General features: G+C 61.6%; 14 protein-coding genes. 3 read left to right on the forward strand and 11 right to left on the reverse strand.

Annotated features, from left to right (window positions below; translation table 11 throughout):
• Positions 1 to 183: 183 nt before the first annotated feature.
• The 3 genes from KBY08_RS11935 to KBY08_RS11945 form a co-directional block, all read right to left on the reverse strand.
• Positions 184 to 762: a YceI family protein gene (locus KBY08_RS11935; protein ID WP_002551707.1), complete on the reverse strand. Its 579-nt coding sequence runs from the start codon at positions 760 to 762 to the stop codon at positions 184 to 186.
• A 27-nt stretch (positions 763 to 789) separates the two neighbouring features.
• Positions 790 to 1,338, reverse strand: a complete 549-nt coding sequence (locus KBY08_RS11940) for a cytochrome b (protein ID WP_103754331.1) — start codon at positions 1,336 to 1,338, stop codon at positions 790 to 792.
• Positions 1,339 to 1,695: 357 nt separating this feature from the next.
• Entirely contained in the window at positions 1,696 to 3,570 is a 1,875-nt protein-coding gene (locus tag KBY08_RS11945) for a flavin monoamine oxidase family protein (protein ID WP_060400190.1), read from the reverse strand.
• A 209-nt stretch (positions 3,571 to 3,779) separates the two neighbouring features.
• Here KBY08_RS11945 and KBY08_RS11950 point away from each other — a divergent pair, with 209 nt between their 5' ends.
• The gene (locus tag KBY08_RS11950) at positions 3,780 to 5,186 is read left to right on the forward strand and encodes an adenosylmethionine--8-amino-7-oxononanoate transaminase (protein ID WP_003402943.1); all 1,407 of its coding nucleotides are present in this window, start codon (positions 3,780 to 3,782) and stop codon (positions 5,184 to 5,186) included.
• 131 nt (positions 5,187 to 5,317) lie between these two features.
• Complete coding sequence (locus KBY08_RS11955; RefSeq protein ID WP_003346339.1) at positions 5,318 to 6,037, forward strand: 16S rRNA (uracil(1498)-N(3))-methyltransferase; 720 nt, start codon at positions 5,318 to 5,320, stop codon at positions 6,035 to 6,037.
• A gap of 185 nt (positions 6,038 to 6,222) precedes the next feature.
• Here KBY08_RS11955 and trhA read toward each other — a convergent pair whose 3' ends face one another.
• On the reverse strand, positions 6,223 to 6,837 hold the full coding sequence (gene trhA, locus KBY08_RS11960) for a PAQR family membrane homeostasis protein TrhA (RefSeq protein WP_011266412.1): 615 nt from the start codon (positions 6,835 to 6,837) through the stop codon (positions 6,223 to 6,225).
• Between the two features lie 122 nt (positions 6,838 to 6,959).
• Between trhA and KBY08_RS11965 the strand changes: the two genes are divergently transcribed.
• Positions 6,960 to 7,886 (forward strand): LysR substrate-binding domain-containing protein, encoded by a 927-nt coding sequence (locus KBY08_RS11965; RefSeq protein WP_003402946.1) that lies wholly within the window; start codon positions 6,960 to 6,962, stop codon positions 7,884 to 7,886.
• A gap of 1 nt (position 7,887) precedes the next feature.
• Here the strand turns inward: KBY08_RS11965 and madM are convergent, their stop codons facing one another.
• The 7 genes from madM to KBY08_RS12000 form a co-directional block, all read right to left on the reverse strand.
• The gene (madM, locus tag KBY08_RS11970; protein WP_003402947.1) at positions 7,888 to 8,652 is read right to left on the reverse strand and encodes a malonate transporter subunit MadM; all 765 of its coding nucleotides are present in this window, start codon (positions 8,650 to 8,652) and stop codon (positions 7,888 to 7,890) included.
• Position 8,653: 1 nt separating this feature from the next.
• The gene (madL, locus tag KBY08_RS11975; RefSeq protein ID WP_003402948.1) at positions 8,654 to 9,070 is read right to left on the reverse strand and encodes a malonate transporter subunit MadL; all 417 of its coding nucleotides are present in this window, start codon (positions 9,068 to 9,070) and stop codon (positions 8,654 to 8,656) included.
• Positions 9,071 to 9,139: 69 nt separating this feature from the next.
• Complete coding sequence (gene mdcH / locus KBY08_RS11980) at positions 9,140 to 10,075, reverse strand: malonate decarboxylase subunit epsilon (RefSeq protein WP_096135527.1); 936 nt, start codon at positions 10,073 to 10,075, stop codon at positions 9,140 to 9,142.
• Positions 10,072 to 10,710 (reverse strand): malonate decarboxylase holo-ACP synthase, encoded by a 639-nt coding sequence (locus tag KBY08_RS11985; protein ID WP_096135526.1) that lies wholly within the window; start codon positions 10,708 to 10,710, stop codon positions 10,072 to 10,074. Before KBY08_RS11985 ends, mdcH begins: the two co-directional genes overlap by 4 nt.
• On the reverse strand, positions 10,704 to 11,504 hold the full coding sequence (mdcE, locus tag KBY08_RS11990) for a biotin-independent malonate decarboxylase subunit gamma (protein WP_003402951.1): 801 nt from the start codon (positions 11,502 to 11,504) through the stop codon (positions 10,704 to 10,706). The genes KBY08_RS11985 and mdcE overlap by 7 nt, the downstream gene beginning before the upstream one ends.
• A complete protein-coding gene (locus tag KBY08_RS11995; RefSeq protein ID WP_096135525.1) occupies positions 11,501 to 12,352 on the reverse strand; it encodes a biotin-independent malonate decarboxylase subunit beta in 852 nt (283 codons plus the stop codon). Before KBY08_RS11995 ends, mdcE begins: the two co-directional genes overlap by 4 nt.
• A complete protein-coding gene (locus tag KBY08_RS12000; RefSeq protein WP_003346322.1) occupies positions 12,345 to 12,644 on the reverse strand; it encodes a malonate decarboxylase subunit delta in 300 nt (99 codons plus the stop codon). The genes KBY08_RS11995 and KBY08_RS12000 overlap by 8 nt, the downstream gene beginning before the upstream one ends.

Genomic DNA, 12,644 nt, shown 5'->3' on the forward strand with positions numbered 1-12,644 from the left:
AGTTCGCTCCCACGCCCTGCGGGCAGAAACCTGAAAGCGCCGTCCTCCGAGCTTTTCAGGGCTTGTATATGAAGATAAGCGCTCCGCGTAGTAGCGCAGCCTTGGACGCTCCGCGTTCGATCCTGGGCAGCACCAACAAAAACGCCGACCCAAGGGTCGGCGTTTTGTCGATCAAGCGTGCAATTACTTCTTCTGTACGCCTTCGAAGCTGATGTCCAGATCCAGCGTCTGCGACGTAGGGCCTGGGCCCTTGATGCCGAAGTCGTTCAGGTTCAGCGTCGAAGTACCGTTGAAGCCGGCACGGTAGCCGCCCCATGGATCCTTGCCTTCGCCGTTGAAGGTTGCCTTGATGACGATTGGCTTGGTTACGCCGTGCAGGGTCAGGTCACCAGTGACGTCAGCCGTTTTCTCGCCAGTCGATTTGACTGCGGTGGAAACGAATTTGGCTTCCGGGTATTTGGCAACGTCCAGGAAATCCTTGCTGGAGATGTGCTTGTCGCGCTCAGCGTGGTTGGTGAACAGGCTGGCGGTTTTCAGCTCGACATTGATCTTGCTGGCTTCAGGCTTGGCAGCATCGAAGCTGAACGTGCCGTCCCAGTCCTTGAAGGTACCGTGGATGAAGCTGTAGCCCAGGTGGCTGATCTTGAAGTCAACGAATGCGTGTTGACCTTCCTTGTCGATTACGTAGTCGGCAGCCATGGCCTGGCCAGCAGACAACAATGCGGTACCCAGAGCCAGAGCGGCGAGAGACTTCTTCAACATGCGTTTATTCCCGTTTTGGTTGAACAATCAATTACGACCCAGCATACGCTTGAGGGTCACATCGCGATCGATGAAGTGGTGTTTCAATGCAGCAAAACCATGGAGCCCCGCGAATATCACGATGACCCAGGCCAGATACAGGTGAATCCAGCCAGCCGTTTCTGCCTGATCAGGAAGGCCCGAAACCAGCGCGGGCACATCGAACAGGCCGAATATCGGAATCCCCACGCCGTCGGCGGTGGAGATGAGATACCCGGCGAACATCACGGCAAACAGTGCGACGTACAAAAACAGATGGCCGAATGCGGCACCGATGCGCGTCAACTTACTGTAGCTGGTCAACGGCGGTGGTGGCGGACTGAGCAGGCGCCAGACCACACGGATCAACATGACTGCAAACAACGTGATGCCGATGCTCTTGTGCAGATCAGGGCCCGCCTTGCGCCACGTATCGTAGTAATCCAGCCCGACCATCCACAGCCCCAGCGCAAACATTCCAAACACGACAGCAGCCACACCCCAGTGCAGCACCATGCTGACCAGACCGTAGCGAGAGGATGAATTACGTAGCTGCATTACCAGTACCTTGTCAGAAGTGTTACCAGACTAGCTTTTTATCTATCGAATGAAAGCGCAAAATTTCGCTCGGACGTATCGAACAATACGATAGGTCTGGTGGACAGCTCGTACTTCGATTCTGTTGCTTTCCCCAACACCTGAACCCCTGTTCAGCGGTGTCAGGCTGTCCTCGCTGCAGCAGCATCCCGATAATTGGCCGCCAGTAACACTTTGCAATGACCATCGGCGTTTCGATGCCGATGAACGGCACGCCGAGGCCCGACAAGGTCAACCCACAGGGATAGAACGAATCGAGCGTGCATAAAAAAAGGGATGCGGTATGAACCGCATCCCTTTCAGTCAGCCATCGGCTGGTCAGTTGTTGGCGTCTGCAGGCGCTGCGTCAGCAGGGGTCTTGGCTGGAGCCGGTTTGCTCTGAGCCTTTTTCGCGGCCTCTTTTTTGGCCGCTTCCTTCTTCGCAGCCTCTTTTTTAGCCGCTTCTTTCCTGGCCGCTTCCTTGCTCTGCACTTTCTTCGCAGGCTCAGCCTTGGTCGCTGGCTTCTTCGCTGGCTCGGCTTTTACCGGCGGTTTGGCAGGCTGAACAACCGGCGCAACCACGGGTGCCGGAGCGGCAGCCGGTGCAGGCGCTGGAGCCGGCTCTACCGCTTTCTCAACCGGAGCAGGTGCCGGCGCCGGTTGCTCACCACCGCCGAACATGCGCGAGAAGAAGCCTGGCTTGTCAGCCTGCGGCTTGGCAGGTTCGGCCGGTTTGTCGGAGGAACCGCCGAACAGATTGCTGAAGAAATTACCTTCGGATTTCTGCGCAGCCGGGGCCGGAGCTTTCGGCGGCGCAACCTTGACCGGTTCGAACGACTTGCCAGCGGCCAGATCCTGCACCTGACCGGCTGCACGCTGCCCACTGCGCAGGGCGCCTTCCAGGGTGCCGGGGTACAAGGTGTCGGTGTGCTCGCCAGCAAAGGCTACGCGCAGAATCGGCCGCTCCCACAGACGCCAGTACTTGCTGATCTGACCGGGGCCGAACGCCAGGTAAGAACCGCCAGTGGAGGGATCGACGCTGTAGCGGCGGATTTCATAGCCGGTGTACGCACCGCGAGCTTCAGGGTAGAACGCATGCAGACGGATCAACACCTGATCGACCATCTGCTTGTCACCGAAGGCCTGCATGATGCGCGCGTTGTCGCCCGACAGATTGATCACCACGTTGGCGCCACCCTTGAGCGCGGGCTCTACCCACAGCATGCCCAGACCGGTGTTACTGAACACTTCACCGGACATGCGCGCCTTGCTGTCCCAGACCGGGGTCTTGAACTTGAGCATGATCTGGTCGCGCCAGCCGTAGTTGGTGCTCTTGATCGCGCCCATGTGCTGAGCGTCCAGTGCAGGCGTCATCTGGATCTTGCCCAGCGAACGCAACGGCACGGCCATGACTGCGTAGTCGGCTGTATAGCTGGTCGCGCCAGCCTTGACGGTGACCTTGTCCTTTTCCTGAATGACTGCCGTCACCGGCGAGTTGGTCTTGACGGTCTTGAGTTGCTTGACGAACGCCTGGGTCAGCACCGCGCTGCCACCGGGCAGGCGCGCAGCACGCAAGTCACGCTCGTCGACCGAGCGATAAACCCGCGATTGCTGGGCGAGGTACAGCAGCGACAGGCGCGAAGGCTCGTCGTAGCGGGTACGGATCTGCTGATTGATCAACTGACGCGCCGTGACAGGCAGGTTCAGGCGGTCCAGCCAGTTGGCGACGTTGATCTGGTCCAGCGCAAACAGCGTGCTGTTGGACGCCGGGTTTTCCGGGTCGTCCACCGAACGCGCGAGGTTATCCAGCGTGTCGTTGTAGCGCTTGATGGCTTCGGCGGTCGCCGGCTGTTTGACGGCCAGGTCAGCCTGGGTGAAGTACACCCCGTCGATCAGGTAGCTGGGCGTGCGCACGAATTCAGGCGCAGGCACAGTAGGCAGCTTGAAGCTGTCCAGGTAGCGGTTCAGCACAGGCTGAGCCTTGGTGTTGCCGATCCACTCGCTGGTCGCCAGACCGGAGCGTCCGCCCAGGCTCGGCTTGGCTTCCAGCAGCGTCACCTGCCAGCCTTTGGCCTGCAGTTCATAGGCAGCAGTCAAACCTGCCAGACCACCACCGACGACAATGGCGGTTCGTTGTTTTTCATCGGCGAGCGTCGAAACGCTGACCAACCCTGCCACTATCAGCGCACAGGCGCGCAGCCAACCAGAAAGCATTCGGCGAACTCCAGAAAACATAGGGAAGATAGGGCAAGTCAGCCCGACACATCGACTCGCTGCGCAGGATACGCGAGCCATCAAATAGCCGCCAGCAATGTCCATCGGCCGTTAAAACTGCATCAAAGGTTGTTCCGCAGCCGGGCATTGCATAGGCTTGCGCGATTGTTCGTCCTCGCATCAGGCGAGTCGCTACCCGGAGATTGAAAATGGGCCTCAATGACCAGTGGATGCAACGTGACCTGAAGGTCCTGTGGCACCCCTGCACCCAGATGAAAGACCACGAAAATCTGCCGTTGATACCGATCAAGCGTGGTGAAGGCGTATGGCTTGAAGACTTCGAGGGCAAGCGCTATCTGGACGCTGTCAGCTCCTGGTGGGTCAACGTTTTCGGACACGCCAACCCGCGCATCAATCAGCGCATCAAGGATCAGGTTGACCAGCTGGAGCACGTGATCCTCGCCGGCTTCAGCCATCAGCCGGTGATCGAGCTGTCCGAACGGCTGGTCAAACTCACGCCTGACGGCCTGACCCGCTGCTTCTACGCCGATAACGGCTCGTCGTGCATCGAAGTCGCGCTGAAAATGAGCTTTCATTACTGGCTCAATCGCGGCCAGCCGGACAAGAAACGCTTCGTCACCCTGACCAACAGCTACCACGGCGAGACCATGGCGGCGATGTCGGTCGGTGATGTGCCGCTGTTCACCGAAACCTACAAGGCGCTGCTGCTCGATACCATCAAGGTGCCGAGCCCCGATTGCTACCATCGCCCGGACGGCATGAGCTGGGAAGAGCATTCGCGCAACATGTTCGCCGCCATGGAGCAGACCCTCGCCGAGCACCACGCCAGCGTTGCAGCGGTGATCGTCGAGCCGCTGATCCAGGGCGCGGGCGGCATGCGCATGTATCACCCGATCTACCTCAAGCTGCTGCGCGACGCCTGCGACCGCTATGGCGTGCACCTGATCCACGACGAAATCGCTGTCGGTTTCGGCCGTACCGGGACCATGTTCGCCTGCGAACAGGCCGGCATTCGTCCGGACTTCCTGTGCCTGTCCAAGGCGCTGACCGGTGGCTACCTGCCGCTGGCCGCCTGCCTGACCACCGATGATGTGTACGACGCGTTCTACGACGACTACCCGACCCTGCGTGCGTTTCTGCACTCGCACAGTTACACCGGCAACCCGCTGGCCTGTGCGGCGGCGCTGGCGACCCTGGATATCTTCGAGCAGGACAACGTCATCGAGAACAACAAGGCCTTGGCACAACGCATGGCGACGGCCACTGCGCATCTGGTCGATCACCCGCACGTCGCGGAAGTGCGTCAGACCGGCATGGCCATCGCCATCGAAATGGTTCAGGACAAGGCGACCAAGACCGCCTACCCGTGGCAGGAACGCCGCGGCATGAAGGTCTTCCAGCATGCGCTGGAACGTGGCGCACTGCTGCGCCCGCTGGGCAGTGTGGTGTATTTCCTGCCGCCGTACGTGATTACGCCGGAGCAGATCGACTTCCTCGCCGAGGTAGCCAGCGAAGGCATTGATATCGCGACGCGCAGCAGTGTCAGTGTTGCCGTGCGCGAGAACTTTCATCCGGACTTTCGCGATCCGGGTTAAGGGCTGAAATTGCGGCGTCATGACTGACGCCTTCGCGGACAAGTCCGCTCCTACAGGGGCCTGGCTGCACATGCGGGAGCGAGCCGGGTGACGACACCCTCACAGAATGAACACCGGAACCGAGACACACCATGAGACTGTCGCGCTTTTTTACTGAAACGCCGCTGAGTCTGGGCGAGCATGAACTGCCTGAGGCCCAGGCGCATTACATCAGCCGCGTGCTGCGCATGACCGAAGGTGACGCGCTGCAACTGTTCGACGGGTCGGGCCAGGAGTTTCGCGGCACGTTGCTGGAAGTCGGCAAGAAGCGCGTGCATGTGCAGCTCACCGAAAGCTTCGCGGGGCAGGTGGAGTCAGGCCTGCGCATTCATCTCGGTCAAGGCCTGTCGCGCGGCGAGCGGATGGACTGGGCCATTCAAAAAGCCACCGAGCTGGGCGTCAGCGAAATTACGCCGATTGTCAGCGAACGCTGCGAGGTGCGCCTCAAGGACGAACGTGCCGAGAAGCGCCAGGCACACTGGCAGCAGATCGCGATCAGCGCCTGTGAGCAATGTGGTCGCTCCGTGGTGCCGGTGATTCATGCACCGATGCCGCTGGCCGAGTGGATCAAGCACACCGAAGCCGACCTGAAACTGGTCCTGCACCCGGTGGCCGAACCCCTGACCAGCCATGACAAGCCCGCCAGTCTGGCCTTTCTGATTGGCCCGGAAGGCGGTCTGAATGATGCGGAAGTCGCTCAGGCGCAAGACGCAGGCTTCCACGCCGCGCGCCTCGGCCCACGCGTGCTGCGCACTGAAACCGCTCCCGTGGTCGCGCTCAGCGTGGCGCAACAGCTGTGGGGCGATTTTTGATCATTTGATGCGTCCTCACACGCGCTGCACGCTCAGAGTCAGACACCGGCGGGGTGGGAGCTTGCTCGCGAAAGGGTCGATACAGAACATGAAAATACAGCGTTTGTACCATCGTCTTCGCGAGCAAGCTCGCTCCCACAAGGATTTGCATTTACACAGCCATTGAGGCCTGAACCTGGCCACTTTCACAGCACATAAAAACAGATCGCCACAAAGTGCATCAAACTGCCGGCAATGACGAACAGGTGCCAGATGCCGTGAAAGTGGCGGATCTGGTCGTAGGCGAAGAACAGGATGCCGACGGTGTACAGCACGCCGCCTCCGGCCAGCCAGATGAAACCCGATACACCGAGCGCAGCCAGCAGTGGCTTGACGGCCACCAGCACGATCCAGCCCATCACCGCGTAAATCACGATGGACATGATTCGCGCTTCGGAGCGCGGTTTTATCTCTTGCAGGATGCCGATCAGCGCCAGCCCCCAGACAATGCCGAACAGGGTCCAGCCCCACGCGCCGCGCAATGTCACGAGACAGAACGGGGTGTAGCTGCCGGCAATCATCAGGTAGATCGAAAAGTGGTCGACCTTCTGCATGATCGATTTCGAGCGTCCCTTGACGCTGTGGTAGACCGTCGAGACGCTGTACAGCGTCACCAGACACACACCATAGATGGCCATGCTGACCACTTTCCAGACATCGCCATGCAGGCTGGCCATGACCAATAGCCAGATCGCACCGACGGCCGCCAGTACGGCGCCAACCAGATGCGACCAGGCGTTGAATTTTTCTCCGTAGTACATCCGCTTATTGCCCTCGCCTAGAGAAAATACTGATGACAGACGCTCCCGGTTATTGAAACAAAGAGCAACGTATCTGTCATTACAGGGCACAATCAGCGCACCTTAACCATAAGCGCCACGACATGCAGATCGATGACGAACTGACGCTCAAGAAACTGGAAATATTCCTGGCCTTCATGCGCACCGGCAATCTGGCGCGGGCGGCGGAGGAGTTGCAGACCAGTAACGTCAGCGTGCACCGCGCCATTCATTCGCTGGAAAGCGCGCTGCGTTGCCCGCTGTTCAAGCACGAGGGACGCAACCTGACGCCGCTGGAAAGCGCGTATGTGCTGGAAGAACGTGCACAGAAACTGGTCCAGGATGTGCTCGCCACGGTGGAACTGACCCGTCAGGCAGCAGGCTTTTCAGCGGCGCGGTTCAGGCTGGGGGCGTTGTATTCGCTGACGGTCAAGACGGTGCCGCAGTTGATCATGGGCCTGAAGATCCGCCGCAGCGAGCTGAATATCGACCTGATTCTGGGCTCGAACATGGACTTGCTCTACAAGCTCAAGAACATGGAAGTCGATGCGATGCTGGTGTCGCTGGATGAAAGCACCCATGACCCGGACTGCGAGCATCTGGCGCTGTTTTCCGACGACATCTTTCTCGCCGTCCCCACCGACTCACCGTTCGCCGAACACCCTGAAGTGGACCTGAGCGACCTGCGCGAAGCGACGTTCATCACCCTGACCCAAGGCTTCGCCACGCACCGCGACGGGATCCGCGTATTCCAGCAGGCCGGTTTCGAGCCCAAGGTGGCGATGCAGGTCAATGACATCTTCACCCTGCTGAGCATGGTCAGCTCCGGCGTCGGCTATGCACTGCTGCCGGGAAGAATCGCCGCGGTCTATGAAAACCGCGTGCGCCTGATCCCGTTGCAGAGCCGCTACCGGATGCAGCAACACATCGGCATTGTTTTTCTCAAGTCCAAGCAGCGCGATCCCAACCTGCTCGCGCTGTTGGCCGAGTGCCGGATGTACACCAACCGGCTGCTGGAACAGACGACCTGAGCTAGCCGACGATGGCGCGCACGATGAAATACAGCACCGATGGCCCGAGCAGGCAGCCCAGACCGGTGTGGAACGTGGCGGTCAGCGCGCCGTAGGGCACCAGACGCCGGTCGGTTGCTGCCAGCCCTGCGGTAACGCCGCTGACAGTCCCCGCCAGACCACCGAAAACCATCGCCGAGCGCGGATTGTCCAGCCCCATCCAGCGCGCCGCCATGGGCGTGCCGACCATCACCAGAATCGCCTTGATCAGACCGGTGGCAATCGACAGCGCCATTACATCGGAGGTGGCGCCCAGCGCAGCACCGGTCACCGGGCCGACAATGTAGGTCACCGCCCCTGCACCGATGGTGGTCATGCTGATCGCATCGCGATAGCCAAACATCCAGGCGATGCTCGCGCCGACGATAAACGGCAGAATCGTGCCCAGTAGCAAGGCGATTACCCCGATCAGCCCGGCCTTGCGCGCTTCGGTGGCCTGCACTTCGAAGGCGGTGGCCACGATGGCAAAGTCACGCAGCATCGCCCCGCCCATCAGGCCGATGCCGGAGAACAGCGTGATATCGGCCAGCCCTTTCTGGCCACCGGTCAAGGTACCGCCGACCCAGGCCAGAATCAGCCCGATGACAATCGCAATGGCCGAACCATGCACCCGGCCGAACGTCAGGCGCCTGGAAAGCACTACCGAGACCCACATGATGATGCCGACGAAGGCGAAGGCGGTGATCAGGCCGTTGTGTTCAAGTCCCTTTTCGATGAGGTCCCACATATCAGCGACCTCCGGCAGGGGCGATTTCAGGCGTCAGCAGCGGCTCTTCCTTGGGCAATGGCTCGCCCCGGTTGGTACGGCTGATCAAAGCAATGGTGCAGGCACACAGCACCACCGAACCCACAGCAGCCAACACCGCCACCGGCCCGCCCTTGAGTGCGGTTACCACGTTTTGTTGTGCGGCCATCGCCACCACCACCGGGATGTACAGCGCGCCCCAGAAACCCACGCCCATTTCGCAGTCCTTGCTCATGCCGCCGTGTTTTTCCATCCACAGGCGCGCGCAGATCAACAGGATCATGGCGATCCCGACCCCGCCCACATTGGATTTCACACCCAGCAGAACGCCGAGCATGTCGCCGAGAATCACGCCCGCAAGCGTGCAGATGGCCAGTAGTGCAACACCGTAGATAATCATTGTTGTTATTCCTCTGTTTGCATTGCTGAAGTTGTTGTTTTTGTCCTTCGTAGCAGCTGCACGGCGGCTCTATGGGGTGCGGCGACCCTCCTCGCGCGACAGCGCGACCAGGCTGTCCAGACGCGCAGCCTGAAAAGCCAATGCGCTGCCCTGCTGAAATACCTTGCGTGCCAGCCCGGTCAGCACACTGCCGGGCGGCAATTCGATGTGCAGGCGCACGCCCCGCTCCCAGGCGGTTTCCACGGTGCTGCGCCAGTCGATGACCCGGCACATGTTGAAGGCCAGGTCGTCACGCAGCTTCTCGGCACTCAGCACCGGCCGCGCCGTGCTGCCGCTGAGGTAACGTAGCGTGGGTGCCTGCAGCGCGACCCTTGAAAAGGCCTCGGCCAGTTGTTGCGCGGGAGCGTCCAGCAAGGCGCAATGTGACGGCACGCTGACCGCAAGACGCTTGACCGCTGCCGCTCCGGCAGCCTTGGCCAACTGACCGACCTGATGCATCGCCTCGGCACTGCCGGAGATCACCATCTGGTTGTCGGCGTTGATATTGGCGAGAAATACCGGTGTCTTCGCGCTGTGTACCTGCCCGATCAGCGCTTCTACCTGTGTCTGGTCCAGGCCGATGAGCGCGGTCATGCCGTAACCCTGCGCCCAGGCGCTTTGCATCAGCTCGCCACGCAACGCGACCAGGCGCACGGCGTCGTCAAAGGCCAGCGCCCCCGAAACCACCGCTGCCGGATAAGCACCGATGGACAGCCCGGCCAGGTAGTCCGGCACACAATCACGCGCCTGCAGCACCCGTGCGCATGCGACGCCAGCGATCAGCAGGCAAAGCTGAACGGCACGCGTGGCTTGCAGTGCCTCGGCAGTGTCCAGCGCCAGCACGTCTTCACCCAGCGCATCGGCGGCTTCCTGCAGGCAGTCGCGCACCACGGCCTCGTCCGGCAACTGATGCAGCATGCCGGCTTGCTGCGCGCCCTGACCGGGAAACACCCACAGGCTGCTCATGCGCACACCTGACCCAGGTGCCACGGGTCTGCAACCAGCCGCGCGCCGGTGGCGGTCTTGAGCAGCACCCGCCCCGTTGGCCGCGCCCACTCACGCAGCGCCACGGCACCAGACTCAAGTTGCAGCTGGACGTCGACCCGACAGACCGAGGTTTCCAGCGCCTCGACCAGCTCGGCGGCACAGCGGCGACCCAGGCGTCCCGGGGTGCGCAGAATCAGATCCAGATCGCTGTCCTGATGCAACGCCGCAATACCGCTGGCCAGCTCGAATCCGGCACTGCCGCCGACGCCCCAGTCCAGCTCCAGCGCCTCCATGACCGGACGGATCTGGCGCAACGCCTGCAACGCCGGCCATTGCTGATGAATCTCGGTCGGGGCGTCGATCAACTGCTCGGGCATGACCCTTCGGCAGACCTCAGCCAGCGGCATGCTCGCGGCATAGCGCTGCTCCCGACCGCGACCGCGCAAGCCCACCGCCACCTGCCCGGCGGGCATTGCCTGACGCCGCACCACCACCGGTTGCCCGGCCAGCACGGCCTCGACCGCCCATTTGGGCGCATCGTCCGGCAACGCAGTCAGCGGCATGCCCCACAACAAATCATGGGGCAGCACTGCACCCGTGTTGCTGATCACCATTGCGCCCGCAGCAACTGGCGCACATTGACCGACGCCGCACGGTTGCTCGCGCCCAGGCGGCTGCTCAGATCGACGCCGCGGGCCTGTACGTCCTTGATCGCACTGCTCAGCACGTTGCGCACCTGAACCAGGTCATCCGCAGCGGGCTGTTCGATCTGCTTGACCGTCAGGGTTTCCCACAACAGACCGAGGCTGGCGTAGCTGTCAATGTCGTAAGCCATCGGCGGAATGCTGGCGGCGAGCTTTTCCAGATCCTCGACGCTGCGCAGGGTTACGCGGGCTGCCGAAGCCTTGCCCATCGCATGCACCATCACGCCGGGATCACGCAGCGCGATCAATCGATTGGCCTGATAGCCGTGGGCCAGAAATGCGCCGGACATCGCTTTGCCGACCAACAGGCCGATCACCGGATGCCCGGCCAGACGTGCTCGCGCATAACTGTCCACAGCCCCGGCCAGTGCCTGATGGATACCGAGCGCTTCCTCGCGACGCCCGTAGGCCTGGCTCGGGACGTCGACGATGGCAATCAGTGCGCGCTTTTCGGCGCGGTCGCGATCCTGCTCGATAGCCTCGTCCACCGCTTTGGCCAGGCCCCAGCCTTCCAGCAGGCCGACTTCGCCCTGGCGCGCCCGGGGAAAGCGGTTGTCGGTATCGGCAATCACGGCCAGAAAGCGCACCGGCTGTTCGCCCAGTACGCCATCCGCCACCTTGAGTGAGGCAGGCAGGCCAGTGACTTCACGGGCACCTGCGCTCAAGGCGTTGAACCAGTTCAAACCCCGTTGTGAATGACTCATGACCGGGCTCCTTGATAGAGGGTGCGCACGCTTTGCGGATCGATTTGCGGTTCAGTGTCGAGGCTGGCCAAGCGTTGCAGGAACAGTGGGTACTGACTGCTGCGATGCGTGTCGGGCACGCCCTGCTTGAGCCAGCCGCTGACCTGCTGGCGCACATCGGCGACATCATCGGCAGCAAAACCATCCACCAGAGCGCTGGCAAAGCGTTGCTCGCCACCGGTCAGGCTCCAGATGAACGGACGGTCGCGGGAGTCGTATTCTTCGATGCCGGCTTCCTGCTCGATCACCTGCGGACCGTTCAGGCCCAGACGCGCTTCCTGTGTCACCAGCAGGTAACTGCACAGCCCTGCGGCGATGGACATCCCGCCAAAGCAGCCGACGCCGCCTGCGACCACACCGATCACCGGCTGGTACTGACGCAGGTCGACTATCGCGGCATGAATCTCGGCAATCGCGGCCAGGCCCAGATTGGCTTCCTGCAAACGCACGCCACCGGTTTCCAGCAGCACGATCGCGGCGGTAGGAATGCCGTTGCGGTTGTCTTCGGCGGCCAGTTCCAGCGCGCCGGCCATCTTCGCACCGCCGACTTCGCCCATGCTGCCACCCTGAAAAGAACCTTCGATGGCGGCGATGACCACTGGCCGACCATCGACAGTGCCTTTAGCGACCACCACGCCATCATCCGCCTGAGGCACCACGCCCTGCATGGCCAGCCACGGCGACATGACCCGATCGAACGGACCGAGCAGTTCGCGGAAACTGCCGGCATCCAGCAAGGCACGGGCGCGCTGTCGGGCACCCAGTTCGATGAAACTGTGCTGATTCAGCAACCGTGCGTTATCAGTCATGACCGATCTCCTCGAAGCCTTGCTCCAGGCGCAGACGCACAACGCCGGGCGTCGCGCCGAAGTCATGAATATCGATGCTCAGCGCAGGCGGGGTCTGGCCGTCGAACATGCGTTCGAACAGATGCTGCCAGCGCAGCGCGGCACCGTTGACCGACGTCACCACCTGAATCGACAAGGTGCCCGGCTTACCGGGCTCCAGCAGCACTTCCAGATCACCGGAGCCCACCACACCCACCAGCGCACGGCCCTTGGGCGGCTGTCCGGCAGGAAATTCAAAAGACAGGGTTTCCAT

Source organism: Pseudomonas sp. P135, from assembly GCF_020312125.1.
Classification (GTDB): Bacteria; Pseudomonadota; Gammaproteobacteria; order Pseudomonadales; family Pseudomonadaceae; genus Aquipseudomonas; species Aquipseudomonas fragariae.